This window comes from Streptomyces sp. NPDC050703 (assembly GCF_040654435.1).
Lineage (GTDB): Bacteria > Actinomycetota > Actinomycetes > Streptomycetales > Streptomycetaceae > Streptomyces.
The window spans coordinates 105,989-130,810 of sequence record NZ_JBFAHX010000007.1; the positions used below are offsets into that span (position 1 = coordinate 105,989).

Genomic DNA, 24,822 nt, shown 5'->3' on the forward strand with positions numbered 1-24,822 from the left:
GTTCAGCCCAGGTCAGGGGCGTGCATCGCGCGCACTCCCTCGATGTTGCCGTCCAGGTAGTGCCGCAGCGACAGCGGCACGAGGTGGACCGAGGCGATGCCGATCCGGGTGAAGGGCACATGCACGATCTCGTACTCGCCGCACGGCTCCTCGATCTCGGGGCCATGCCGACGGCTGAGGTCCATGGACTCAAGACGGCAGACGAAGAAGTGCTGCACCTTCACGCCGGTCGACGCGCTGTCCTCACCGATGTGCTCCACGGTGTCGACGAAGCAGGGGACCACGTCGGTGACCTTGGCCCCGAGTTCCTCGTCCAGCTCGCGGTGCAGGGCATCGACCACGGTCGCGTCCTCCGGCTCCACGCCGCCACCGGGGGTGAGCCAGTAGGGGTCGACGCCGGGTTTGGTGCGCTTGATCAGGATCAGGTCGTCGCCGTCCAGCAGGACGGCGCGTGCGGTGCGCTTGACCACAGGTCGGACGGTCATGGGGGGAATGTGGCCCGGACTGTTCCACGTGAAACATCATCGACCGGCCGTGGAGGCCATCAAGCCCAGTGGCGCCGTCGCGGGTATCCGGTCAGATCGGCCACGGTCATCAGTCCGCTCGGTCGCGGCATCAGGTCCAGTCAGCCGCGGCGTGTAGCAGCCACGCATGCGCCCGCGCTATGTGCGGCATGGCCAGCGTGCCCGTCCGCACCGCCAGGAAATACGTGCGCAGAGGCGGCACCGCGGGGTCGAGCAGCGCGACGACGTCCCCGCGCTTGAGGGCCTCGGCACACAGATAGCGGGGCAGTACGGCCAGGCCGGCGCCCGCGGCCGTGCAGGCGAGGACCGCACGCAGGTCCGGCACGATGACGGCGCCGGAGGCCGCGGGGCGGGCGTCGAAGACGGCGGCCCAGTAGCGCGAGACGAACGGCAGGGACTCGTGCACCTCGACCACCGGCAGGTTCTCCAGCGGCAGCGCTCCCTTGCGGTGCAGCTTGCCGGGTCCGATGCGGGCTGCCCAGCGCTCCCCCGCGACCAGTACGTGCTCCTCGTCGCAGAGCGGTGTGGCGGTGAGCAGCCCGCCGCGCGGCTGAGCCGTGCCGATGGCCAGCTCATGGTGGCCGGCGGCCAGCCCCTCCAGGGTTTCCTCGGCGGTGCCGAATGACGCGCGCAGGGCGTAGCTGTGGCCGTCGTGGCCGGTCAGCGCGGTGAGCGCGGGCAGAGCGCGTTCCGCGGTGAACTCCGGGGGCCCGGCGAGGTGGAGCGTGCGCACGGAGGAGTCCTCGTCGAGTCCTGTCTCGGCTATCTCCACGAGAGCGTCCAGATGAGGGGCGGCCTTGTGGGCGAGCTCGTCACCGATGGTCGTGGGCGTCACCCCGCGGGCCTGGCGCAGGAAGAGGGGGCGGCCCAACTGGCGCTCCAGCGTCCTTATCTGCGAGGTGACGGCGGGCTGGGACAGACCGAGGAGGGCTGCCGCGCGGGTGAAGGAACCGGCCCGGTGCACCGTGACGAAGGTGCGCAGCAGGGCCAGGTCCATGACGGCGCTCCCTCCCTCCGCACTCTCGGGCGCGCCCAACTATAAATATGTCGATAGGTCTCTGTCGCTACCGTGATTGGACACTGACACAGAGTCAACTAGCCTTGTCGACGCGGTTCTTCGCGCGCGGAACCGGAGCGGTCCGAGCCACGAGGGGGGAGGCTCGGACCGTTCAATGTGCGCAGCCGAAGCACCCTGACGCCCGGACCCGAAGTGCGGAAGAGGGGGCCGGGCGCACGGCGGCGCTCAGTCGGCCGACTCGTCCAGCGCGCGGAGCACGTCGGCCACCAGGTCGTCGGGGTCCTCCGCGCCCGCCGAGAAGCGGATGAAGCCCTCCGGGACAGCGTCCCCGCCCCACCGCCGGCGCCGCTCCGCCGTCGAACGCACCCCCCCGAAGCTGGTCGCGTCGTCCACCAGCCGCAGCGATTCGAGAAAACGCTCGGCACGCGCGCGTGTGGGCAGCGTGAACGAGACCACGCACCCGAAGCGACGCATCTGTCGCGAGGCGATCGTGTACGAAGGGTCGTCGGGCAGGCCGGGGTAGCGCAGCCCGGTGACCTCGGGGCGCTCGCGCAGGGCCTCGGCGAGAGCCAGGGCGTTCACGTTCTGCCGGTCGGCGCGGAGGTGGAGCGTGGCCAGTGAACGGTGTGCCAGCCAGGCCTCCATCGGCCCCGGAATCGCCCCGACGATCTTGCGCCACCGCCGAACGGAGGCGGTGAGCTCCGCGTCACGGCAGGAGACGTACCCCAGGAGGAGGTCGCCGTGGCCGGTGAGCATCTTCGTGCCGCTGGCCACCGCGAAGTCGGCGCCCAGTTCGAGCGGACGCTGGCCGAGCGGTGTGGCCAGGGTGTTGTCGACGGCCACGAGGGCGCCACGCGCGTGTGCCGCGTCGGCGAGCCTGCGCACGTCGCACACGTCGAGGCCGGGGTTGGACGGCGTCTCGATCCACAGCAGCTTCGCGCCGTCGAGGACGCCGAGCTGGGCGTCACCGCCGGTCGGCGCGGTCCGCACCTCGATCCCGTAGGCCGTGAGCTGCTCGCGGACCAGGGGGAGCACTTGGTAGCCGTCGTCGGGCAGGACCACCGTGTCGCCGGCTCGCAGCTGCGAGAACAGCACAGCCGAGATCGCGGCCATGCCGGAGGCGAAGGTGAGCGTCTCGACGTCCCCGGCGTCCGGCGCCTCCAGCTCGCCGATGGCGCGCTCCAGATGCGTCCAGGTGGGGTTCTCGTCGCGCGCGTAGGCGTATCCGCCCGTGGGGTCGCCCGGCAGATGGAAGTGGGCAGCGAACACCGGCCCCGGCAGCGTCGGCTCGTACTTCACCGGCTCGGGCAGCCCGGCCCGCACCGCCCGCGTGCCGTCGCCCACATCCGCCGTACCGTCACCCGTGGCCGCCGAATCCGTCATGCCGCCCGCCTTTCACCGCTCGCCGTACGGCGCCGGGCAGGCCGTCACCCAGCGCCCTGTCCATTCTCGGGCACTGGCCGGACGGAAGGGGCGTGGGGTGCCCCGAGGCGGCGCGGGGGCGGCGGAGGCGGCCCGCCCGGCGAGGCGGCGCCTTCAGTCCTTGTCGTCGGGGAGCACGACGTTCATGGCCCAGGACACGATGGAGATGATCAGGCCGCCCAGGACGGCGGTCCAGAAGCCGTCCACGTGGAAACTGACGTCGAGCTTGTCGGCGAGCCACGAGGTGAGCAGCAGCATCAGGGCGTTGACCACCAGGGTGATCAGGCCGAGGGTCAGGATGAACAACGGGAAGGTCAGGACCTTCACCACCGGCTTGACCAGGAAGTTCACGAGGCCGAAGAGGAGAGCCACGACAATGAGCGTGCCGGCCTTCTTGCCCGTGCTGTCGCCGGTCAGGGTGATGTCGTCCAGCAGCCACACGGCGACGGCCAGGGCCGCGGCGTTGGCGATCGTCTTGACTACGAAATTCTTCATGTGTCTGATCGTGGCAGACGGGGATCACGAGAGGTCGGCTCCGGGCGGCGGAGAGGTCCGCGCGAGAACGCCCGCGGAGCCCACACCAGCAAGGGGCGTACGACGGCGATGAAGGCATTCCGACTGGACGAGCTGGAGGCGGAGCGCGCGGCGAACGACGGCGCGTATCTGCAGTTTCTGCGGGAGCGGAACATGTCGGTCGGTCTCTACGCGCTCGACGCGGGAGACTCCGATCCGCAGCAGCCGCACGGGCAGGACGAGGTGTACATGGTGGTCAGCGGGCGCGCTTCGATCACGGTGGGCATGGAGACCACGTCGGTGGCGCGCGGCAGCGTCGTCTACGTCCCGGCCGGGGTGGCCCACAAGTTCCACCACATCAGCGAGGACCTGCGGGTTCTCGTCGTCTTCTCTCCGCCCGAAGGCTGACGGGATCGAGGCTCTGGCCTCAGGGTTCCCTAGGGGACGGATCAGGGGCAGACAAGGGCTCCGCGGCCCCCACGGAGCCCTTCGGCGCCCTAGCATCGAATGCAGAAGCCGGGGACCTGCGGAAATTCAGGGACCTGCACCGATGCGACGAGTGCAGAGAGAGGTATGGACGATGGCGGCGAAGGAGATCTTTGCGGGATTGCCGTGGTGGGTGAAGTGGGTGGCGGTGCCCGTCATCGCGCTGGTCGTGTTCGGCGGTGTGATCGCGAGCGTCGTCGGCTTCGTGATCGGCCTGCTCTTCAAGGCGCTGCTCTTCGTCGCCCTGGTCGGCGGACTCATCTATGTCGTACGGAAGTTCATATCCGGTTCGTCCTCGTCGCGCTCGGACTGGTGACCGCGCCGTTCTTGCACCAGCGCATGCACGCCGGGATTCCCTCGGCCGGGGGAAGTTTCCGCAACCCGTGGCCGTAGAGCGGTGGCCAAGGGCTAGAGTCCGAGTCCGCCGTCGGGCCGGCCCTCGTGTACGGGCGCACCGCCCCACCCCGTGAGCCTCCGGTACGGGCGGCCCCCTCGCGCTTCGGGAGAGAACCTTGGTCGCGGCCGATGCTGGTACGTCAGCAGGTGGAGCCACTCCACCGGACAGAGCCACGCCGTCGGACCACGCCACCACCGCGCCGACCCTCATCGGCTCCGTGCAGCGGGCGATGCGGTTGCTGGAAGCCGCCGCCTCGCATCCGGACGGAGCCCCCGCCAAGCAGTTGGCCCGCGAGGCCGGGCTCGCGCTGCCCACGGCGTATCACCTGTTGCGCACGCTGACCTACGAGGGCTATCTGAGCCGCAGGAAAGGGCTGCTCGTGCTCGGTGAGGCGGCCGAGCGGCTGGGCGCCGGCGGGGCGCGGCAGAGACGGCGCGGCACGCTCGACGCGACCCTGGCGCACTGGCACGAGGTCATCGGGGCGCCCCTCTACTTCGCCGTCTACCGCGAGGGCGAGATCGAGCTCGTGACCGTCGCGGACAGCCCGGGCAACCCGGCCGTCGAGGAGTGGGCCGATTTCCGGGAGACGGGCCACGCCCATGCGATCGGCCAGTGTCTGCTCGGTCAACTCGACGCCGAAGCAAGGAGGGACCACCTGGACCGCTATCCCGTGCAGTCGATCACGCGTTACTCGGTGCGGGACGACCGCACGTTCCTTCGGAGGCTCGACGCGGCGGACCGGATGCGCCCCGTCGTGGAGCGTCAGGAGTACGCGCTCGGGACCGTGTGCGCCGCCATTCCGATCACACTGGGTGACATCGCGGCGACGATGGCCATTTCTGTCCCTTCCCATCAGGCGGACCGGCTGCTAGCAGCAGTGCAGTCCCTGCAACGCGAAATCGGAAAGCTACTAGGGACACTCGGCTTCTCTATCAGCATCTGAAAACTCACTCCTTGTGACGTGGCATGCACTTTGAGCAAGATGCCCAGAGTGTCAGGGAGTCGGTTCCTGGCCACTCCCAGGGCTGAGGGACGGGGTATTGCGCGATGGACGACTCGGTACAGGCAGAGGTCATGATGAACTTCCTCGTTTCCGAGGATCTGTCGTTCCGTATTCCGGTGGAGCTGAGGTACGAGAGCGATGATCCGTACGCCGTGCGGCTCACCTTCCACCTTCCCGGGGACGCGCCGGTGACCTGGGCCTTCGGGCGGGAGCTGCTGATCGACGGGGTGGGCCGGCCGTGCGGCGTGGGGGACGTGCGCATCGAGCCCACCGATCCCGATCTGCTCGACGAGGCGCTGATCAAGCTTCAGGTGGGTGCGGAGCAGGCGCTGTTCCGCGTGGGCATCCCGCCGCTCCTGGCCTTCCTCGACCGGACGGACCGGCTGGTGCCGCTCGGGCAGGAGCGGGCGCTCGCCGACTTCGAGGCGCATCTCGACGAAACGCTCGACCGCATCCTCGCCGAGGAGCAGAACGCGGGCTGACCCCGGCCCCCAAGGGGCCGGTGGCCATGGCAGATTGCTGCATTTCGCGGTGGCGCGGCAGGCGGCGAGCCGGCCTCCTCGTCCGTCGGCGGTCGTTCACGCCTTCCTGCGGCGGCCCTTCCCTCCACGGGAGGAGCGGGGGGCGGGGGCACCCGTCGCCGCGGGGGCCGGGCCGGACGTGCGGTCGGCGGAGACGACCAGGGCGGCCAGCGCGGTCGTCACGGGGACCGAGGCGACCAGGCCGATCGAGCCGATCAGGGTGCGCACGATCTCCTCGGCGACCAGCTCGCTGTTGGCCACCGTGCCCACGCTGGACTGTGCGATGGAGAAGAGCAGCAGCAGGGGCAGCGCGGCGCCCGCGTAGGCGAGGACGAGGGTGTTGACGACCGAGGCGATGTGGTCGCGGCCGATGCGGATGCCCGCACGGTAGAGGCCGCGCCAGCCCATCGTCGGGTTGGCCTGGTGCAGTTCCCAGACCGCCGACGTCTGGGTGACCGTCACGTCGTCCAGGACGCCGAGGGAGCCGATGATGACGCCGGCGAGCAGCAGACCGCTCATGTCGATGGACGGATACAGGCCATGGATGAGGCCCGTGTTGTCGTCCGTGTTGCCGGTCAGCGCCGCCCAGCCGATGAAGAGCGAGCCGAGCAGACCGATCAGGAGGAGGGAGATGAGCGTGCCGAGCACGGCGACGGAGGTGCGGGCCGTGAGCCCATGGCAGAGATAGAGCGCGATCAACATGATGGCGCTCGCCCCGATCACCGCCACGACCAGGGGGTTCGAGCCCTGGAGGATGGCGGGCAGGATGAAGAAGGTGAGCACCAGGAAGCTGATGGCGAGCGCGACCAGGGCCATGACGCCGCGCAGCCGCCCCACCACGACGACGGCCAGCGCGAAGATGCCGGCGAGCAGGGCCATCGGAATTCTGCGGTTCACGTCGGCGACCGAGTACTGAAGGCCCTCCGGGGCCTTGGGCTCGTAGGCGACCACCACCTCTTGTCCCTGCTTCAGCTGGCGGGGTGAGTCGGGCTGGATGACCTCGGTGAACGTGCGGCCCTTGTCCTTGCCGCTGCTGACCTCGATCGTCGCCTTCTTGCAGGTGCCGGTCGCCCGTGACTGGGCGGACTGGCCCTCGGCCGTGGAGGTGTCGCCGTTCGGCGGGGTCTGCGAGGGGTTGAGGTCCTTGCAGGGGAGTTCCCGCACCTTCGTGACCGACGCCGACTGCGTCTGCCGGTCGAAGCCGACGCCGGTGCGTTCGTGCGAGGGCGTGCCTCCGGGCCAGTAGACCAGGAGCCCCACGACGACCGCGGCGGCGAACGGGATCAGCACCGCGGCGATGACCTTGCGCAGATGCCGGGAGACGGGCGCGGCCGGACCATGGCTGTGCGAGTGTCCATGACTGTGCGCATGACCGCCTCCATGGCCGCGGTCACCCGGTGGCGGGCCGGAGACGGGCGGCTGTGAGGGCGGCGGCGGGGGCGGCGGCTCTGTGGTGGTCACGGCCCGATCATCGCAAGAACGGAGGGGGCCCTCTGTTCAGCGCGCCCGATGTGACGCTAGCGTGGAGCCACCTTTGCACACGCGGGAGCTCGGAGCACCGGGCTGAGAGGGCGCTGAACTCCGTAGGAAGCGGCACGAAACGTGCACGAGCCGTACGGAATCCGCTGCGTCGACCGCCGAACCTGTTACCGGGTAATGCCGGCGTAGGGAGTAGGTCTCATGACCACATCGGACGCACGCACGCCTGCCTCGACGCAGTCCCAGGGCCAGGACCAGGCCTGGAACGAACGCGACGAGGCCGGGAAGTCCATCGGCTGGCACAAGGCGTATGTCGAGGGTTCGCGCCCCGACCTGCGCGTGCCGGTCCGCCAGGTGCACCTGACCAACGGCAGGGCCGTCACCCTGTACGACACATCGGGCCCGTACACCGACCCGTCGGCCGAGACCGACGTCCGCCGCGGCCTGCCGCCGCTGCGGGAGAACTGGATCATCGCCCGCGGCGACACCGAGGAGTACGCGGGCCGCCCGCCGCGTCCCGAGGACGACGGCATCAAGCACACCTCGCCGCGCGGCGGGCTCAAGAACCTCGACGCGGTCTTCCCCGGCCGCCCCCGCCAGCCGCGCCGCGGCCGGCAGGGCCAGGCGGTGACGCAGCTCGCCTATGCCCGGCGCGGTGAGATCACGCCCGAGATGGAGTTCATCGGCATCCGCGAGAACATGGACCCCGAGACCGTCCGCGAGGAGGTCGCGGCGGGCCGTGCGGTGATCCCGGCCAACGTCAACCACCCGGAGATCGAGCCGATGATCATCGGCAAGAAGTTCCTGGTGAAGGTGAACGCCAACATCGGCAACTCCGCGGTCACCTCCTCCATCGAGGAGGAGGTGGACAAGATGACCTGGGCGACCAAGTGGGGCGCCGACACGGTCATGGACCTCTCCACCGGCCGCAACATCCACACCACGCGCGAGTGGGTCCTGCGCAACTCCCCCGTGCCGATCGGCACCGTCCCCCTCTACCAGGCGCTGGAGAAGGTCGACGGCAAGGCCGAGGAGCTGACCTGGGAGATCTACAAGGACACCGTCATCGAACAGGCCGAACAGGGCGTGGACTACATGACGGTGCACGCGGGTGTGCGCCTGCCGTACGTCCCGCTCACCGCGCGCCGCAAGACCGGCATCGTCTCGCGCGGCGGCTCGATCATGGCCGCCTGGTGCCTCGCGCACCACAAGGAGAGCTTCCTCTACGAGAACTTCGAGGAGCTCTGCGAGATCCTGGCGGCGTACGACGTGACGTACTCGCTCGGCGACGGCCTGCGGCCCGGGTCGATCGCGGACGCCAACGACGAGGCGCAGTTCGCGGAGTTGCGGACCCTCGGGGAACTCAACACGATCGCCAAACGTCACCACGTACAGACGATGATCGAGGGCCCCGGTCACGTCCCGATGCACAAGATCAAGGAGAACATCGACCTCCAGCAGGAGATCTGCGAGGAGGCGCCGTTCTACACCCTCGGCCCGCTGACCACCGACATCGCTCCCGCCTACGACCACATCACCTCCGGCATCGGTGCCGCGATGATCGGCTGGTGGGGCACGGCCATGCTCTGCTACGTCACGCCCAAGGAGCACCTGGGCCTGCCCAACCGCGACGACGTGAAGACCGGCGTCATCACGTACAAGATCGCGGCGCACGCGGCGGACCTCGCCAAGGGGCACCCGGGCGCGCAGGACTGGGACGACGCGCTCTCGGACGCGCGCTTCGAGTTCCGCTGGGAGGACCAGTTCAACCTGGCGCTCGACCCGGTCACGGCGCGGGAGTTCCACGACGAGACGCTGCCCGCCGAGCCCGCGAAGACGGCGCACTTCTGCTCGATGTGCGGGCCGAAGTTCTGTTCCATGAAGATCTCGCAGGACATCCGGCGCAAGCACGGTGGCGACGGTGAGCCCGGCCAGGACGAGATCCAGGCGGGCATGGACCAGAAGTCCAAGGAGTTCGCCGCGGCGGGCAACCGCGTCTACCTGCCGATCGCCGACTGAGCAGGACTGGGGCGTAAGCGAGCACACCGGCATGCCCGGTGTATCCGATGCTCCCCATGGATTCGCGGGCCTCGTGGTCTCGCCGCCCCTCGTCAGCGGCGGGACCACGAAGCGGGCCGTGGCCCCGAAGTGGTGCCGTGTGTCGGGCCCGGCTACTCCGGCTTGTGGTCGGGGCCGCCGAAGTCCGGGCTTGAGAAGTCCGGGCTTGAGTAGCTCGGACGGGAACCGGCGGTCGAGCCGCCGTCCGGGCTGCTGAACCCGGGCCTGTGGTAGCCGAGTTGCGGTATGCGGCTGCCGCTCGTCCCCGACCCCTGCGACGGTGTCCGGGGCGCGGGCCCCGGGCCCGGTTCCGCGAGGGCCGCCCGGAGGAACGGCACGATGCCCTGCTCCAGGAGCGCCCGCTTCCACACATCCCTGGCCTGGGAGACCTCCAGATGCTGTTCGCCGTGGAGGCTCGCCTGGAGCGAGGTGGAGCCGTTGCGCAGGGCGGTCAGGAGCAGTCCCCCCGCGGCGACCAGGATGCCTCCCGCGGTGAGCGCGCCGAACAGCCAGCCCGCGGTCAGCAGTGTGTCCGCGAATCCGGGCTCGGGGTCGAGCATCTGCAGGACATAGCCGACGAGCAGGAAGATCGCGGCGGCCGCGCCCGCGAGCACGGGTGCGAGGACCGCGACGACGGCGACCGCCCCGGCTCCCACTGCCGCGGGTTCGGCGATCTCGCCCATCGTGGTGGCGAGCCCCACGCCGCCGGAGCCCGACTCCGCGGCGCTGTGTCCACTCCCTTCGCGGATCGATGACGAAGACGGTCGAGGTTCGCGCAACTCCTCGCGAACCTTCACGTAGTGCGCGTACTCGGTTGCGGCCGCGGCAGTGATCAGAGCTGTCGCGTTCAGGGCCATGGTGCGCAGTTGTTCGGTGTTGAGCCGCTGGCCCACTGCGGCGAGTTCCGGACGGTCCGGTGCGGTGCGCAGCGCCTCGTCGAGGATCCGCTCGTAGTCGGGGCGGTCCTCGTTGAGCAGGTGTGGAGCGCTGTTCATGTGCATCCCCCGATGCTCCGTAGGGCTGAGACTCGCATGGCTGCGAGCCGTTGGGCAGAAACGGAGGGGAGCCTGCTACGGATAAGCCGATGGTAGAGCCGTGACAGCACGCGGTGACAGGGGGTTTCCGGAAATTGCCCCCCTGCCGGGCACAATCCTGTAGAGGGGGGCGCGCTCGCGAATTGCCTAGACCGCCAGCGGCAGTTGGCAGACCAGCAGCTTTCCTGCCATGGTCACGCCGCCGTCCATGGCGATGGCGAGTCCGTCGGCGTAGACATGCGGGCCCTCGATGACGGGCCCGGCCCCGTCCGACTCGTCCTCGGAGCCGACGTCACCGAGGAGGTACGGGATGGGGCTGTGGCCATGGACGACGCGCGTGCCGCCGTACATGTCGAGCAGTTCGCGCACGGCGGAGGGGCCCGACTCGTCGCGGAAGGCGAAGCGCTTGGTGAACTTCCGGAAAAGGTCCCAGCACTCGTCGGCGTCGTTGCGCGTCAGGGTCTCGCGGACCGTGTCGTTCACCGCCTCGATCGAGTCGCCGTAGTCCAAGTAGGCGGTCGTGTCGGAGTGCATGAGGAGATGTCCGTCCGCCTCCTCCATCGCGTCCAGGCGGGCCATCCACTGCAGGTGGTGGTCCTCCAGGCGCTCCATGTCCGTCTTCTGGCCCCCGTTGAGCAGCCACGCCGCCTGGAAGGTGGCGGTTCCCGCTCCGGAGTTGACCGGGGTGTCGCCGAAGCGCTTGGCGCCGAGCAGGAGCAGCTCGTGGTTGCCGAGGAGCGCCTTGCAGTAGCCGCCGGCCGCCGCGGCCTCCGCGGAGAGGCGCATCACGAGGTCGATGACGCCGATGCCGTCGGGCCCCCGGTCGGTGAAGTCGCCGAGGAACCACAGGCGCGCGTTGCCCGCGGACCAGTTGCCCTCGGCGTCGACGAGGCCCTGCTCGTGGAGCGCGGCCATCAGCTCGCCGAGATACCCGTGCACGTCGCCCACGACGAACAGCGGGCCGTGCTCCTTGCTCGCCCGCGGCTGCGGGGGCTCCGGCATGACCTGCACCTGCACGGTGTCCCCGCGGTTGATGACGGGCAGATCGCGCTGTGTCGGCGTGTACCCGTCGGCTTCCGGCTCGCCGGGCGCTCCGGGGCGCGCCTGGGCGGGTCCGGTCGTCTCATGGACGTACGCCGGTACGCGGAAGTCGCGCAGCGTCGCCGTCCGCACATCGGGTCCCTGACCGGCCCCCTGAGTCATCGACCCCTCCACCACCATTGCGCCGCATCTGCACCGAGATCGGACTGCCTGGTCGCAGCGGCCCGCGGTGTCGTCCGCCCATCATAGGAATGCGGCTCCCGCTGTGTGGTGCACCAGGGGTGGTGAATCGGTCCTCGACCCCGGTTCACCGCGGATTTATCCCGAATTGGGCAGAGGTTTCCGTGTTGATGGCGGGCTGCTCGTCCGCCTCTGCCCAGTGATCTTCGGTCAGCCGTGGATCTGCGGTGTCAGCCCGGCCCCGGTGAGCGCGGCGGGCTGACCGTCGTGCGGGGCGGACGCCGCTCCGACGAGGTGCGCACGATCAGTTCGGTCGGTATCACCCGCTCGACGGGCCCGCCCGTGTCCAGGCCCTCGATGGCGTCGATGAGGAGCTGTACGACGGCCGTCCCGATGCGCCGGGGCTTGAGCGAGAGCGTGGTGATCGGCGGCTCGGTGGTGGCGTACACCGTGGACTCGCTGCAGCAGACGAGCAGCAGGTCGTCGGGGACCCGCAGGCCGTACCGTCGGGCGGCGGCCAGGAGGTCGGTGCCGTTGGGGTCGAAGAGGCCGTAGACGGCGTCGGGCCGGTCGGGTCTGGCGAGCAGGCGGTCGGCGGCGACGGCGCCCGCGCACGGGTCGTGGGCGGGATAGGACTCGTAGACCGGGTCCTGGCCGACGCGTTCGCACCAGTTCAGATAGGCGGTCGTGGACAGGTGTGTGTAGGTGTCGGTGGTGGTGCCCGTGAGCAGGCCGATCCGGCGGGCGCCGGCGGCCGCGAGGTGGTCGAGGATCTCCAGGACCGCCGTCTCGTGGTCGTTGTCGACCCAGGCGGTGACCGGCAGTGAGCCGGCCGGACGGCCGTCGGAGACCACCGGGAGGCCCTGGCGGACCAGCTCGCTGACCACCGGGTCGTGGTCGGAGGGGTCGACGACGACCGTCCCGTCGAGCGCGACGTTCGACCACACGTCGACCGGGCTGCGGCGGGAGGTGGCGGGCAGGATGACCAGGGCGTAGCCCCGGGCGAGGGCGGCGGACGTGGCGGCTCTGGCCATCTCCGCGAAGTAGGCGAACTCGGTGAAGGTGAAAGGTTCATCCCCGTACGTGGTCACGGTCAGGCCGATGAGGCCCGACTTGCCGGTACGGAGGGTTCGGGCCGCGGCGGAGGGGCGGTAGCCCAGCCGTTCGGCGACCTCGCGGACGTGGCGTCGGGTGGCGTCCGGCAGACGGCCCTTACCGTTGAGGGCATCGGAGACAGTCGTGATGGAGACACCGGCGGCGGCGGCGACATCTCTGATGCCGGCGCGGCTCTGCCGGTTCCCCCGGCGGGTGGTCTCCGCTCGGCTCACCTGGTGTTTACCTGCTGCTGTCATGGCGAGCCGATAGTAGGGCTCATCGGGTTGGGTAGCGCGGGTGCATATGCAGCCGTTGACAGGCACGTTTCTGCAAGGCCTGTGCTCTCAAATTACCTTAGAAATAAAGGAAGTTGGGCCCGAGTGCAATGGTGGTCGCTGATCGTCTCGCTGGGCCCTGACGGATGAGCCGGGTCTCGGGCGGGTGGCAACTCACCTTCACGGGGGACGCGCGCCACGGAGCGAGCCACCGGCGCACGGGGGAGCACGGGCGCTCCCCCCGCCCCGGGCGTCGCACGGGTGCCGCGCGTGAGGCGGCGCGCGGTCGCTCGCGGACGGATCTCGGCAGGCCATTCGCAGCGGCGGCGAATCCTCATAAGGTGAGCAGTATTCGAACTGTGTTGGCACTGGCACGAGGAGGACTGCGGTGAGCGAGACGAGCCCGAGGCTGCGCGCCGAGCTGGAGGGTATTCCCACCTACAAGCCGGGCAAGCCCGCCGCGGCGGACGGGCCCGCGGCCTACAAGCTGTCCTCGAACGAGAACCCCTACCCGCCGCTTCCCGGCGTCATGGAGAGCACGCTCGCCGCCGCCGGGTCCTTCAACCGCTACCCGGACATGGCCTGCACGGTCCTGATGAGCGAGCTGGCCGACCGCTTCGGGGTGCCCGCTTCGCACATCGCGACCGGCACCGGCTCCGTCGGCGTGGCCCAGCAGCTGCTGCAGGCCACCGCGGGCCCGGGCGACGAGGTCATCTACGCCTGGCGGTCCTTCGAGGCGTACCCGATCATCACGCAGGTCAGCGGCGCGACGTCGGTGCGGGTGCCGCTGACGGAGGGCGAGGTGCACGACCTGGACGCGATGGCCGCCGCCATCACGGACCGCACCCGCCTCATCTTTGTCTGCAACCCCAACAACCCCACCGGCACCGTGGTCCGCAGGGCCGAACTCGAACGCTTCCTCGACCGGGTGCCGAGCGACGTGCTCGTGGTGCTCGACGAGGCGTACCGCGAGTTCATCCGGGACCCCGAGGTCCCGGACGGCATCGAGATCTACCGCGACCGTCCCAACGTCTGCGTCCTGCGGACGTTCTCCAAGGCGTACGGGCTCGCGGGGCTGCGCGTCGGCTTCGCGGTCGCCCATGAGCCGGTGGCCGCCGCGCTGCGCAAGACGGCGGTGCCCTTCGGCGTGAGCCAGCTCGCGCAGGACGCGGCCGTGGCGTCGCTGCGGGCCGAGGACGAGCTGATGGGCCGCGTCGGCGCGCTGGTCGCGGAGCGGACCCGGGTGGTCGACGCGCTGCGTGGCCAGGGCTGGACGGTGCCGGAGACGCAGGCGAACTTCGTCTGGCTGCGGCTCGGGGAGCGTACGGCCGACTTCGCCGCCGCCTGTGAGAAGGCGGGGGTCGTGGTGCGGCCGTTCGCGGGTGAGGGGATGCGGGCCACGATCGGCGAGACCGAGGCCAACGACATCTTCCTGCGGGCGGCCGAGGAGTTCCGCAAGGAGTTCTGATCCCCGGCCGGCGTGGGGCTGCACCCCGCGCCCCGATCACGGCAAGGCCCCGGCTCTCGCGACTCGTGAGAGCCGGGGCCTTCTCGTGTCGTGGCGCCACGCCTCCCCGGACGCTGTATCCGGCGATGTGACGAGCGAGACAGGGACCCCCCTTGGGGTGCGTGAAACCGGTACGACATAATGCTTGTGAATGTGAACGCGTTCACAAGCGTGCCCGGTTCCTCCGGAGATCAGCGGGACAGGCGGGTACAAACTGCCGCTTTGACCACGGCGAGTAAGGAGATGACGCAGTGGACCTGGCTCTGGCGCCGGAGACATTGGCGCGATGGCAGTTCGGCATCACGACCGTCTACCACTTCCTGTTCGTTCCCCTGACGATCTCCCTCGCCGCCCTCACGGCGATCCTGGAGACCGCCTGGGTCCGTACGGGCAAGGAGCACTACCTCAGGGCGACCAAGTTCTGGGGCAAGCTGTTCCTGATCAACATCGCGATGGGTGTCGTCACCGGCATCGTGCAGGAGTTCCAGTTCGGCATGAACTGGTCCGACTACTCACGCTTCGTGGGTGACGTCTTCGGTGCGCCGCTGGCCTTCGAGGCGCTGATCGCCTTCTTCTTCGAGTCGACCTTCATCGGCCTGTGGATCTTCGGCTGGGACAAGCTCCCCAAGAAGCTGCACTGCGCCACGATCTGGATCGTCTCGATCGGCACGATCCTCTCGGCGTACTTCATCATGGCCGCCAACGCCTTCATGCAGCACCCGGTCGGCTACAGGATCGTGGAGCGGGACGGCACCAAGCGCGCGGAGCTGACCGACTTCGCGAAGGTGCTCTTCCAGGAGACGGCGCTGGTCAACTTCTTCCACGTCATCTCGGCGGCCATCCTGGTCGGCGGCGCCTTCATGACCGGCATCGCCATCGTCCACCTGCGCAAGAAGCGGCACATCCGCACCATGCGCACCTCGCTGCGGCTCGGCCTGGTGGCCGCCTTCGTGGGCACGCTGCTCACGGTGGTCAGCGCCGACACCCTCGGCAAGGTCATGTACGAGCAGCAGCCGATGAAGATGTCGGCGGCCGAGGCGCTGTGGGAGTCGGAGAAGCCGGCACCGTTCTCGATCTTCGCCTACGGGGACGTCTCCGAGGGGCACAACAAGGTCGCCATTGAGGTCCCCGGCGTCCTGTCCTTCCTCGCCAAGAACAACTTCCACGCCGAGATCCCCGGCATCAACGACCTCAACAAGGAGGCGCAGGAGAAGTTCGGACCCGGCGACTACCGGCCCAACATCCCCACCGCCTACTGGTCCTACCGCTGGATGATCGGCTTCGGCGGCGTCTCGATGGCCCTGTGCACGGCGGGCCTCTGGCTGACGCGGAAGAAGTTCTGGCTGGCGCCCGAACACCGTACGGGGGCGGACGAGATCCCCAAGCTCATGCTCACCAAGAACAGGGAACTCGCCCCCAGGATCGGCACGTGGTGGTGGCGGCTCTCGCAGTGGACGCTGGTCTTCCCCCTCATCGGCACGGCCTGGGGCTGGATCTTCACCGAGACGGGCCGGCAGCCCTGGGTGGTCTACGGCGTGCTGCGCACCAGGGACGCGGTCTCGCCCGGCGTCTCCCAGGGCGAGGTGCTCACCTCGCTGATCGGCTTCACGCTGATCTACGCGGTCCTCGCCGTGATCGAGGTGAAGCTGCTGCTCAAGTACGTCAGGCAGGGGCCGCCCGAGCTCACGGAGGCGGACCTGAACCCACCGACCAAGATCGGGGGCCCCGGCTCGGGCAAGGGCTCGGACAGCGATTCCGACGCCGACGCCGACCGGCCCATGGCCTTCTCGTACTGAAGGAAGGAGCGACCAGGCCATGCAACTTCACGACATATGGTTCGTACTGATCGCCGTCCTGTGGATCGGCTACTTCTTCCTGGAGGGCTTCGACTTCGGGATCGGGGTCCTGACCAAGCTGCTCGCCCGGAACCGGGTGGAGAAGCGGGTCCTGATCAACACCATCGGCCCGGTCTGGGACGGCAACGAGGTGTGGCTGCTCACGGCGGGCGGCGCGACCTTCGCCGCCTTCCCCGAGTGGTACGCGACGCTGTTCTCCGGCTTCTACCTGCCGCTCCTGCTCATCCTGGTCTGCCTCATCGTGCGCGGCGTGGCCTTCGAGTACCGCGCGAAGCGGCCGGAGGAGCGGTGGCAGACCAACTGGGAGCACGCGATCTTCTGGACGTCGCTGATCCCCGCGGTCATGTGGGGCATCGCCTTCGGGAACATTGTGCGCGGCGTGAAGATCGACGCCCACAAGGAGTACGTGGGTTCCTTCTTCGACCTGCTCAACCCGTACGCGATCCTGGGCGGCCTCGTCACGCTGACGCTGTTCACCTTCCACGGAGCGGTGTTCGCCTCGCTCAAGACCGTGGGCGACATCCGGGTGCGGGCCCGCAGGGCGGCACTGGGCCTCGGGCTCGTCACGGCGGTACTCGCGCTCGGGTTCCTGCTCTGGACGCAGGCCGACAAGGGTGACGGCAAGAGCCTGGTCGCGATGGCCGTGGCGGTCCTCGCGCTGCTCGGAGCCATCGTGGCCATCAAGGCCGGGCGCGAGGGCTGGTCGTTCGCGCTGTCGGGCGTCACGATCGCGGCGGCCGTCGCGATGCTCTTCCTGACGCTCTTCCCGAACGTCATGCCCTCGTCGCTGAACGAGGAGTGGAGCCTCACGGTCACCAACGCCTCGTCGAGCCCGTACACGCTGCGGATCATGACCTGGTGCGCGCTCATCGCGACGCCCGTCGTCCTGCTCTACCAGGCGTGGACGTACTGGGTGTTCCGCAAGCGGATCGGCACGCAGCACATCGCCGACGCCGCGCACTGAGGCCGAGCCCCGATCTCCCCGCTGGCCCCCGGAGGGTGTGTTTCACGTGAAACCAATCGACCCGCGCCTGCTGCGGTACGCCCGTGCCACGCGCTTCTTCCTCGTCGCCGTCGTGGTTCTGGGGCTGGCCGGAGCGGGGCTGGTCGTCGGTCAGGCGATGCTCATCGCCGAGATCGTGGTGGGCGCCTTCCAGCAGGACCTCTCCGTCGCCGACCTGGGCACGCCGCTGCTGCTGCTCGCCCTGGTCGCGGCGGGCCGCGGACTCGTCTCCTGGCTGACCGAACTCGCGGCACACCGGGCGAGCGCGGCCGTCAAGTCCGAGCTGCGGGGGCGGCTCCTGGAGAGGACCGCCGTGCTCGGCCCCGGCTGGCTGAGCGGTCAGCGCACCGGCTCACTCGTCTCGCTCGCGACGCGAGGCGTGGACGCCCTGGACGACTACTTCGCGCGCTACCTGCCGCAGCTCGGGCTCGCGGTGGTCGTACCGGTGGCGGTGCTCGCCCGCATCGTGACGGAGGACTGGGTGTCGGCGGCGATCATCGTCGTGACGCTCCCGCTGATCCCGGTCTTCATGATCCTCATCGGCTGGGCGACCCAGAACCGGATGGACCGCCAGTGGCGACTGCTCTCGCGGCTCTCCGGCCACTTCCTGGACGTCGTGGCGGGCCTCCCCACCCTCAAGGTGTTCGGCCGCGCCAAGGCCCAGGCCGAGTCGATCAGGAGGATAACCGGCGAGTACCGCCAGGCGACCATGCGGACGCTGCGGATCGCCTTCCTCTCCTCCTTCGCCCTGGAACTCCTCGCCACGATCTCGGTAGCGCTGGTCGCGGTGACCATCGGCATGCGGCTCGTCCACGGCGAGACGGACTTGTACGTGGGTCTGGTCATCCTCGTCCTGGCGCCCGAGGCCTATCTGCCGCTGCGCCAGGTCGGGGCGCAGTACCACGCGGCGGCGGAGGGCCTGGCAGCCGCCGAGGAGATCTTCGAGGTGCTCGAAACACCGGTTCCGGGGGCCGGGAGCGGGCCCGTGCCCTCGGGCGCGCTGAGCGTGGAGAACGTGACGGTGCGGTATCCGGGCCGGGGCGACGACGCGGTCTCCGGGGTCTCCTTCGAGGTGGGGCACGGGGAGACGGTGGCCCTCGTCGGGCCGAGCGGGGCGGGCAAGTCGACCCTTCTGGACGTGGTGCTCGGGTTCGTCCGACCCACCGGCGGGCGGGTCCGCGTCGGGGGCGTCGACCTGGCGGAGGTGTCGCCCGAGCTCTGGCGGGAGCGGATCGCGTGGGTGCCGCAGCGGCCGCACCTGTTCGCCGGCTCCATCGCGGAGAACGTACGGCTCGCGAAGCCGTCGGCGGACCCGGAGCAGGTGCGGGACGCCCTGCGGGACGCCGGCGCGCTGTCCTTCGTGGACGCGCTGCCCCTGGGGGCGGAGACGGTCCTCGGGGAGGACGGGGGCGGGCTCTCGGCCGGGCAGCGGCAGCGTCTCGCGTTGGCACGCGCGTTCCTCGCCGACCGCCCCGTGGTCCTCCTCGACGAGCCCACGGCGGCGCTCGACGGCGGGACCGAGGCGGAGGTCGTGGAGGCGGTGCGACGCCTGGCCGTGGGCCGGACGGTCCTGCTGGTCGTGCACAGGCCCGCACTGCTCGCCGTCGCGGACCGGGTGGTGCGGCTGCCCGCGGCCGAGGCGCGGACGGGCACTCCCTTGCTCCCGGGTACGGCACAGGTCCATGGTGTGTCCGGTGAAGCCTCAGGTCGGCCAGAGGCCACCGGCGACGACGTGCCGCAGGGTGACCGGGGCGCCCGGGGCGAGGGCCCGGCGAAGCCGCGCGGGGTGCTCGCCCGCGTGCGGGATGCCGCTCAGGAGCGGCGGGCGCAGCTCGGGCTCGCGCTGCTGCTCGGCAGCCTCGCGCTCGGCAGCGCCGTGGGGCTCATGGCGACCTCGGGGTGGCTGATATCGCGGGCCTCGGAGCAGCCGCCGGTGATGTACCTGATGATCGCCGTGACGGCCACGCGTGCCTTCGGCATCGGCCGCGCCGTCTTCCGCTACGCCGAGCGGCTCGTCTCGCACGACGCGGTGCTCCGCATGCTCGCCGACACCCGCGTCGCGGTCTACCGGCGCCTCGAACGCCTCGCCCCCGCCGGTCTGCGCACCGCCCGCCGCGGAGACCTCCTCTCCCGTCTGGTCGCCGACGTCGACGCCCTGCAGGACTACTGGCTGCGCTGGCTGCTGCCCGTGTCCGCCGCGGCGCTCGTGGGCACCGGAGCCGTCGGGTTCACCGCCTGGCTGCTGCCCGAGGCGGGCGCCGTGCTCGCCGCCGGGCTGCTCGTCGCGGGGGTCGGGGTGCCGCTCCTGAGCGGTGCCGTGGCGCGGCGCGCCGAGCGGAGGCTGGCACCCGCGCGCGGGACGCTCGCCACCCGCGTGACGGATCTGCTGACCGGGACCGCCGAGCTGACCGTCGCCGGTGCGCTGGGCCGGCGTACGGCGAAGGCCGCGGAGGCCGACGCCGAGCTGACGCGGATCGCCTCCCGGCAGGCCGGGGCCACCGCGCTCGGCAACGGGCTCGGGGCGCTGGCCACCGGGCTCACGGTGGCCGCCGCCGCGCTCGTCGGGGTCCAGGCGGTGCGGGACGGGCGGCTCGACGGACTCGCCCTGGCCGTCGTGGTGCTCACCCCGCTCGCCGCCTTCGAGGCGGTCATCGGCCTCCCCCTCGCCGTGCAGTACCGGCAGCGGGTCAGGAGGAGCGCGGAGCGCGTGTACGAGGTCCTCGACGCCGCCGAGCCGGTTCCGGAGCCCGCCGCCCCCGCGGAGGCGCCGGTCACGCCCTTCCCGCTCCGGGTCGAAGCGCTGCACGCCCGCCACGCGGGTCAGTCCCTCGATACTCCCGCGCTCGCGGGCGTGAGCCTGACCCTGGAGCGGGGCCGGCGGATCGCCGTCGTGGGTCCATCGGGCTCGGGCAAGACGACGCTCGCGCAGGTGCTCCTGCGGTTCCTCGGCGCGTACGAGGGGACGTACTCGCTGGGCGGCACGGACGCGGCGACGCTGGACGGCGACACCGTGCGCCGCATGGTCGGGCTCTGCGCCCAGGACGCGCACATCTTCGACAGCTCGGTCCGCGAGAACCTGCTGCTCGCCAAGAAGGACGCCACGGACGCGGAGCTGCGGGCCGCCCTCGCGCGCGCACGGCTCGACGGCTGGGCCGACTCGCTGCCGCAGGGGCTCGACACGCTGGTCGGCGAGCACGGCGCCCGGCTCTCCGGCGGTCAGCGGCAGCGGCTCGCGCTGGCCCGTGCGCTGCTCGCGGACTTCCCCGTACTCGTCCTCGACGAACCGGCCGAACACCTCGACCTGCCGACCGCCGACGCCCTCACCGCCGACCTGATGGCCGCGACGGAGGGGCGGACGACGCTGCTCATCACCCATCGGCTCGCCGGCCTCGACGCGGTGGACGAGGTGATCGTCCTCGACGGGGGCCGGGTGGCGCAGCGCGGCACGTACGCGGAGCTCGCGGCGGTGGAGGGCCCGCTGCGGCGGATGCTGGACGTGGAACGGGCCGCGGATCTGCTGGCGGTGGGGTGAGGGGGCGCTCTGGGGCGTGGCCGTCAAACGCCCCGGTGGCGGCACTTCCGGGAGTCGATAAGGCTCCGACTTTCCCCCGCAAATGGGACTAACTAGGCTCAAAGTCATGTCCGTACCCCCGGCCTCCGCCGACGCACCGCTCCCCGACGGCACATCCAGCCCGGGGCAGGCGGCGGCGCACGGCCTCCAGGGGCTCTCGCCCGAGCTGGCCAAGCGGGTGCCGCAGCTCCTCGAAGCCATGCGGTCGGTGGGTACGGGGCTGGAGCTCCACGTCACCCTGGACCGCATCTGCGAGACCGCCGCCGAACTCGCGGACGCCCGCTACGCGGCGATCGGTGTGGTCGCCGAGAACGGCGAAGGGCTCTCCGACTTCGTCCACCACGGCATCGGCGAGGAGGCGGCCGACCGCATCGGGCGGCTGCCCGACGGGCACAGGGGCCTGCTCGGCGCGCTGATCCACCAGCCGAGGACACTGCGCCTCTCCGACCTCTCCTCCGACCCCCGCTCCTGCGGTTTCCCGGCCCACCACCCGCCGATGCGGACCTTCCTCGGGGTGCCGATCCGCGTACAGGGGGAGATCTTCGGCAACCTCTATCTGACGGAGAAGCGGGACGGGGCCGAGTTCAACGACGACGACGTCCACATGGTGCGCGTCCTCGCCGCCGAGGCGGGCATCGCCATCGGCAACGCGCGCCTGTACGAGGCCGCCAAGCAGCGCGAGCGCTGGATCGACGGATCGGTCGCGGTCACCACGGCCCTGCTGTCCGGCAGTGACGCGGAGGACGCCCTCGCCGTCGTGGCCGAACAGGCCAGGCGCCTCGCGGACTCGGACGCGGGGATCGTGCTGCTGCCCGACGACGAGGGTGGCATGGAGGTCGTCGCGGTCTCATCGGCGGAGCCCATCGGGGCGCTCGGCATGACCGTCCCCCCGGAGAGCCGCATCGTCTCCCAGCTCCTCGCGGGAGAACCCGTCTTCATCGACGACGTGGCGGGCGACCCCCGGGTCATGACGGAGCTGGCCGACCGCTACGGCCCCGTCATGCTGCTCCCGCTGCGGAGCGGCGGCCGTGTCCTGGGGACGCTCGCCACGCCACGCGCGCGTGGCGCACGCCAGTTCAGCGAGGCCGAGCGGACACTCGCCGTCCAGTTCGCCTCGCAGGCCGCGCTCGCGCTGATGATGGCCGACACCCAGCGGGACCGTGAGCGCCTCGCGGTCTACGAGGACCGCGACCGTATCGCCAGGGACCTGCACGACCTCGTCATCCAGCGGCTGTTCGCCACCGGCATGATGCTGGAGAGCGCCCAGCGGCGGTCGGCCGTGCCGGAGGTGCGGGCCGGTGTGGGCAAGGCCGCCGACGAACTCGACGTGACCATCCAGGAGATCCGTACGGCGATCTTCGCGCTGCAGCAGGGCCCGGCCGAGGCACCGTCGGGGCTGCGCACCCGGGTGCTCCGGGAGATCAACATGGCCGCCGTCCCGCTCGGCTTCAAGCCGTCGCACCGCTTCGTGGGCCCCGTCGACACCATGGTCGGCGAACTGACCGGCAAGAACCTCATCGCGGCTCTGCGGGAAGCCCTCTCCAACGCGTTCCGCCATGCGCGGGCCACCCGTATCGACGTGGTCGTCGACGCGACGGTGACGCTGCCGGGCGGAGGCCGGGGCGTACGCCTGACCGTCGCCGACGACGGCGTGGGCATCGCCGAGGGCGGTCGGCGCAGCGGCCTGAAGAACCTCAAACGGCGGGCCGAGTCCCTGGGCGGCGACAGCTGGTACGGGCCGGGCACCGCCGATGCCGGCGGCGGCACGACGGTCGTCTGGCAGGCCCCGTACTAGCCCGGCTCGGGCGTGGGGCCGTGTGTGTCGGTCCAGAGGCCGCTGGGCCGTGCTGGGCCGTGCGTGTGTCAGTCCAGAGGCCGCTGGGCCTCGGGGTGGTGGTCGGCGAGGATCTGCTCGATGATCACGGCCACGCCGTCGTCGTTGTTGGCGACCGTGCTGCCGGAGGCGGCGGCGATGACGTCCGGGTGGGCGTTGCCCATCGCGTACGACGTGCCCGCCCAGCTCAGCATCTCTATGTCGTTGGGCATGTCCCCGAAGGCGACGACCTCGGCGGGCGTGATGCCGCGCTCGGCGCAGCACAGCTCCAGCGTGCTGGCCTTGGAGACACCGGGGCCGCTGATCTCCAGGAGCGCGCTGGGGCTTGAGCGGGTGACCGTCGCCCGGTCGCCGACGGCCGCCCGCGCCACCACCAGGAAGTCGTCGGGCGCGAGCTCCGGGTGGAAGGCGAGGATCTTGAGCACGGGCTGCTCGGCCACCGCGGGGTCCGTGGGGATCTCCGCGAGGAGCTTCTCGGCGGGCGCGACGCTCTCGCCGGGCTCCATGTGCAGGGGCGGATACGTTTCCTCGTGGTGCAGGCCCCCGGTCCGCTCCACCGCGAAGGACGTGCCCGGCGACGCGGCACGCACCCTGCGGACGACGTCGAGGGCGCACTCCCGGTCCATCGCGCGGATCTTGACGAAGCTGTGGGTGCCGGGGCCACCGTGCAGGTCGACCACCGCCGCGCCGTTTCCGCAGATGGCGAGGCCGTGACCGTGGACGTGGGCGCTGACGACGTCCATCCAGCGGGCCGGCCGGCCGGTCACGAAGAAGACCTCGATCCCGGCGGCCTCGGCGGCGGCCAGTGCGGCGACCGTGCGGTCGGAGACCGTCTTGTCGTCGCGCAGCAGCGTGCCGTCCAGGTCCGTGGCGATCAGCCGCGGACGCGGACGCGACCCGGTGCGGTCGGACCGGTCGGTCCTGGCCGTCGTGTACGGGGCGGGGGTCTGGGGCCCTGGGGTAGCTGAGGTCACGCCACCGATTGTCTCGCACAGACGTGCACGTGCGTGCGGTGGGGCGCACATCTGAGAGCCGTCAGGGCGTGATCCCGTCCGTGTTCAACTGGCCCGGTGCCTCCAGGGCGATCCGCTCGAAGACCTTCTCGTCCGCCGCGAAGTAGGTGCCGGGCAGCGGCCAGTGCACGACGATCTCGTCGAAGCCCAGGTCGGCGTGGCGGCCGGCGAAGTCGACGAAGGCGTCGAAGGAGTCCAGGGGGCGGTCGGGCGTGAATCCGGTCAGCAGGATCCTGCCGACGCCGGCGACATCGCGGCCGATCTCGTCACAGGCGGCGGCGAGCTTCTCGACCTGTCCGCGGATGGCGTGAAGTGACTGGTCCGGGGTGCCGGATTCGAAGAGCTTCGGATCGCCCGTGGTGACCCAGGCCTGTCCGTGGCGCGCGGCGAGCCGCAGTCCGCGCGGCCCGGTCGCGGCCACGGCGAAGGGCAGCCGCGGGCGCTGCACACAGCCGGGGATGTTCCGTACCTCGGTGGCGGAGTAGTGCGTTCCGTCGTACGAGACGACGTCCTCGGTGAGAAGTCGGTCGAGCAGGGGCAGGAACTCGCCGAAGTGGTCGGCCCGCTCGCGGGGCGTCCAGGGCTCCTCGCCGCTCGCGCGCAGCGCCGTCGCGTCGAACCCGTTGCCGCCCGCGCCGATGCCGAGGGTGATCCGGCCGTTCGACACGTCGTCGAGGGTGATCAGCTCCTTGGCGAGGGTCACCGGGTGCCGGAAGTTGGGTGAGGTGACGAGCGTGCCGAGGCGAATCCGCTCGGTGGCCGCCGCGGCGGCGGTCAGCGTGGGCACCGCCCCGAACCAGGGCCCGTCACGGAAACTCCGCCAGGACAGGTGGTCATACGTGTACGCGGTGTGGAAGCCGAGTTCCTCCGCGCGCTGCCAGCGCTCCCTTCCCCCCTCGTGCCAACGGCGGACGGGGAGGATCACGGTGCTCAGACGCAGATTCATACGTCCGAGCGTATGTCCGCCCGCCGCCCCGTCGCTCAGCGGTTCA

20 protein-coding genes and 1 riboswitch are annotated in these 24,822 nt (G+C 70.7%); of the genes, 10 read left to right on the forward strand and 10 right to left on the reverse strand.

Features of this window, described 5'->3' with window-relative positions; translation table 11 throughout:
• Positions 1-2: 2 nt before the first annotated feature.
• The 4 genes from AB0I16_RS09295 to AB0I16_RS09310 form a co-directional block, all read right to left on the reverse strand.
• Entirely contained in the window at positions 3-485 is a 483-nt protein-coding gene (locus AB0I16_RS09295) for an NUDIX hydrolase (RefSeq protein WP_363248687.1), read from the reverse strand.
• Positions 486-615: 130 nt separating this feature from the next.
• Positions 616-1,521, reverse strand: a complete 906-nt coding sequence (locus AB0I16_RS09300) for a LysR family transcriptional regulator (protein ID WP_363248688.1) — start codon at positions 1,519-1,521, stop codon at positions 616-618.
• Between the two features lie 246 nt (positions 1,522-1,767).
• Positions 1,768-2,925 carry a cystathionine gamma-lyase gene (locus tag AB0I16_RS09305; protein WP_363248689.1) on the reverse strand — a complete coding sequence of 386 codons (1,158 nt, stop codon included), beginning with the start codon at positions 2,923-2,925 and terminating at the stop codon, positions 1,768-1,770.
• A gap of 153 nt (positions 2,926-3,078) precedes the next feature.
• Positions 3,079-3,459: a phage holin family protein gene (locus tag AB0I16_RS09310; protein ID WP_363248690.1), complete on the reverse strand. Its 381-nt coding sequence runs from the start codon at positions 3,457-3,459 to the stop codon at positions 3,079-3,081.
• Between the two features lie 108 nt (positions 3,460-3,567).
• Between AB0I16_RS09310 and AB0I16_RS09315 the strand changes: the two genes are divergently transcribed.
• From AB0I16_RS09315 to AB0I16_RS09330, 4 genes are all read left to right on the forward strand, one after another.
• Complete coding sequence (locus AB0I16_RS09315) at positions 3,568-3,885, forward strand: cupin domain-containing protein (RefSeq protein ID WP_363248691.1); 318 nt, start codon at positions 3,568-3,570, stop codon at positions 3,883-3,885.
• A 172-nt stretch (positions 3,886-4,057) separates the two neighbouring features.
• Positions 4,058-4,279, forward strand: a complete 222-nt coding sequence (locus AB0I16_RS09320) for a DUF5326 family protein (protein WP_363248692.1) — start codon at positions 4,058-4,060, stop codon at positions 4,277-4,279.
• 289 nt (positions 4,280-4,568) lie between these two features.
• Positions 4,569-5,303, forward strand: a complete 735-nt coding sequence (locus AB0I16_RS09325) for a helix-turn-helix domain-containing protein (RefSeq protein WP_363248816.1) — start codon at positions 4,569-4,571, stop codon at positions 5,301-5,303.
• Between the two features lie 104 nt (positions 5,304-5,407).
• A complete protein-coding gene (locus tag AB0I16_RS09330; RefSeq protein ID WP_363248693.1) occupies positions 5,408-5,845 on the forward strand; it encodes an SsgA family sporulation/cell division regulator in 438 nt (145 codons plus the stop codon).
• Between the two features lie 96 nt (positions 5,846-5,941).
• On the opposite strand, the gene AB0I16_RS09335 is transcribed toward AB0I16_RS09330, so the two are convergent.
• Positions 5,942-7,345 (reverse strand): YibE/F family protein, encoded by a 1,404-nt coding sequence (locus AB0I16_RS09335; RefSeq protein ID WP_363248694.1) that lies wholly within the window; start codon positions 7,343-7,345, stop codon positions 5,942-5,944.
• A 71-nt stretch (positions 7,346-7,416) separates the two neighbouring features.
• Positions 7,417-7,572, forward strand: a riboswitch (TPP riboswitch).
• Between AB0I16_RS09335 and thiC the strand changes: the two genes are divergently transcribed.
• The gene (gene thiC / locus AB0I16_RS09340; RefSeq protein WP_363248695.1) at positions 7,565-9,382 is read left to right on the forward strand and encodes a phosphomethylpyrimidine synthase ThiC; all 1,818 of its coding nucleotides are present in this window, start codon (positions 7,565-7,567) and stop codon (positions 9,380-9,382) included. (Overlaps the previous riboswitch by 8 nt.)
• A gap of 152 nt (positions 9,383-9,534) precedes the next feature.
• Here the strand turns inward: thiC and AB0I16_RS09345 are convergent, their stop codons facing one another.
• From AB0I16_RS09345 to AB0I16_RS09355, 3 genes are all read right to left on the reverse strand, one after another.
• Positions 9,535-10,422 (reverse strand): hypothetical protein, encoded by an 888-nt coding sequence (locus AB0I16_RS09345; protein WP_363248696.1) that lies wholly within the window; start codon positions 10,420-10,422, stop codon positions 9,535-9,537.
• 180 nt (positions 10,423-10,602) lie between these two features.
• Positions 10,603-11,658 (reverse strand): metallophosphoesterase, encoded by a 1,056-nt coding sequence (locus tag AB0I16_RS09350; RefSeq protein WP_363248697.1) that lies wholly within the window; start codon positions 11,656-11,658, stop codon positions 10,603-10,605.
• Positions 11,659-11,906: 248 nt separating this feature from the next.
• Positions 11,907-13,028: a LacI family DNA-binding transcriptional regulator gene (locus AB0I16_RS09355; protein WP_076685366.1), complete on the reverse strand. Its 1,122-nt coding sequence runs from the start codon at positions 13,026-13,028 to the stop codon at positions 11,907-11,909.
• A gap of 406 nt (positions 13,029-13,434) precedes the next feature.
• On the opposite strand from AB0I16_RS09355, the gene hisC reads away from it, so the two are divergent.
• The 5 genes from hisC to AB0I16_RS09380 all read left to right on the forward strand — a co-directional run bounded on the left by hisC (position 13,435) and on the right by AB0I16_RS09380 (position 22,778).
• On the forward strand, positions 13,435-14,514 hold the full coding sequence (hisC, locus tag AB0I16_RS09360) for a histidinol-phosphate transaminase (RefSeq protein WP_363248698.1): 1,080 nt from the start codon (positions 13,435-13,437) through the stop codon (positions 14,512-14,514).
• A 290-nt stretch (positions 14,515-14,804) separates the two neighbouring features.
• The gene (locus AB0I16_RS09365) at positions 14,805-16,349 is read left to right on the forward strand and encodes a cytochrome ubiquinol oxidase subunit I (protein ID WP_363248699.1); all 1,545 of its coding nucleotides are present in this window, start codon (positions 14,805-14,807) and stop codon (positions 16,347-16,349) included.
• Between the two features lie 19 nt (positions 16,350-16,368).
• Positions 16,369-17,373, forward strand: coding sequence for a cytochrome d ubiquinol oxidase subunit II (cydB, locus tag AB0I16_RS09370; RefSeq protein ID WP_363248700.1), 1,005 nt, complete (start codon positions 16,369-16,371; stop codon positions 17,371-17,373).
• Positions 17,374-17,419: 46 nt separating this feature from the next.
• Complete coding sequence (gene cydD, locus AB0I16_RS09375) at positions 17,420-20,944, forward strand: thiol reductant ABC exporter subunit CydD (RefSeq protein WP_363248701.1); 3,525 nt, start codon at positions 17,420-17,422, stop codon at positions 20,942-20,944.
• A gap of 106 nt (positions 20,945-21,050) precedes the next feature.
• Positions 21,051-22,778 (forward strand): GAF domain-containing protein, encoded by a 1,728-nt coding sequence (locus AB0I16_RS09380; protein WP_363248702.1) that lies wholly within the window; start codon positions 21,051-21,053, stop codon positions 22,776-22,778.
• A 68-nt stretch (positions 22,779-22,846) separates the two neighbouring features.
• Here AB0I16_RS09380 and AB0I16_RS09385 read toward each other — a convergent pair whose 3' ends face one another.
• Both AB0I16_RS09385 and AB0I16_RS09390 read right to left on the reverse strand, forming a co-directional pair.
• Entirely contained in the window at positions 22,847-23,791 is a 945-nt protein-coding gene (locus tag AB0I16_RS09385) for a Cof-type HAD-IIB family hydrolase (protein ID WP_363248703.1), read from the reverse strand.
• Between the two features lie 61 nt (positions 23,792-23,852).
• The gene (locus AB0I16_RS09390) at positions 23,853-24,776 is read right to left on the reverse strand and encodes an LLM class flavin-dependent oxidoreductase (RefSeq protein ID WP_363248704.1); all 924 of its coding nucleotides are present in this window, start codon (positions 24,774-24,776) and stop codon (positions 23,853-23,855) included.
• Between the last annotated feature and the right edge of the window lie 46 nt (positions 24,777-24,822).

Excerpts from the sequence above, each read along its gene's own strand:
- thiC (WP_363248695.1), top strand. The coding sequence starts at position 7,565 with ATGACCACATCGGACGCACGCACGCCTGCCTCGACGCAGTCCCAGGGC.
- AB0I16_RS09300 (WP_363248688.1), bottom strand. The coding sequence starts at position 1,521 with ATGGACCTGGCCCTGCTGCGCACCTTCGTCACGGTGCACCGGGCCGGT.
- cydB (WP_363248700.1), top strand. The coding sequence starts at position 16,369 with ATGCAACTTCACGACATATGGTTCGTACTGATCGCCGTCCTGTGGATC.
- AB0I16_RS09330 (WP_363248693.1), top strand. The coding sequence starts at position 5,408 with ATGGACGACTCGGTACAGGCAGAGGTCATGATGAACTTCCTCGTTTCC.
- AB0I16_RS09350 (WP_363248697.1), bottom strand. The coding sequence starts at position 11,658 with ATGACTCAGGGGGCCGGTCAGGGACCCGATGTGCGGACGGCGACGCTG.
- AB0I16_RS09320 (WP_363248692.1), top strand. The coding sequence starts at position 4,058 with ATGGCGGCGAAGGAGATCTTTGCGGGATTGCCGTGGTGGGTGAAGTGG.
- AB0I16_RS09345 (WP_363248696.1), bottom strand. The coding sequence starts at position 10,422 with ATGCACATGAACAGCGCTCCACACCTGCTCAACGAGGACCGCCCCGAC.
- AB0I16_RS09305 (WP_363248689.1), bottom strand. The coding sequence starts at position 2,925 with ATGACGGATTCGGCGGCCACGGGTGACGGTACGGCGGATGTGGGCGAC.
- AB0I16_RS09295 (WP_363248687.1), bottom strand. The coding sequence starts at position 485 with ATGACCGTCCGACCTGTGGTCAAGCGCACCGCACGCGCCGTCCTGCTG.
- AB0I16_RS09355 (WP_076685366.1), bottom strand. The coding sequence starts at position 13,028 with ATGACAGCAGCAGGTAAACACCAGGTGAGCCGAGCGGAGACCACCCGC.
- AB0I16_RS09310 (WP_363248690.1), bottom strand. The coding sequence starts at position 3,459 with ATGAAGAATTTCGTAGTCAAGACGATCGCCAACGCCGCGGCCCTGGCC.
- AB0I16_RS09380 (WP_363248702.1), top strand. The coding sequence starts at position 21,051 with ATGTCCGTACCCCCGGCCTCCGCCGACGCACCGCTCCCCGACGGCACA.
- AB0I16_RS09390 (WP_363248704.1), bottom strand. The coding sequence starts at position 24,776 with ATGAATCTGCGTCTGAGCACCGTGATCCTCCCCGTCCGCCGTTGGCAC.
- AB0I16_RS09315 (WP_363248691.1), top strand. The coding sequence starts at position 3,568 with ATGAAGGCATTCCGACTGGACGAGCTGGAGGCGGAGCGCGCGGCGAAC.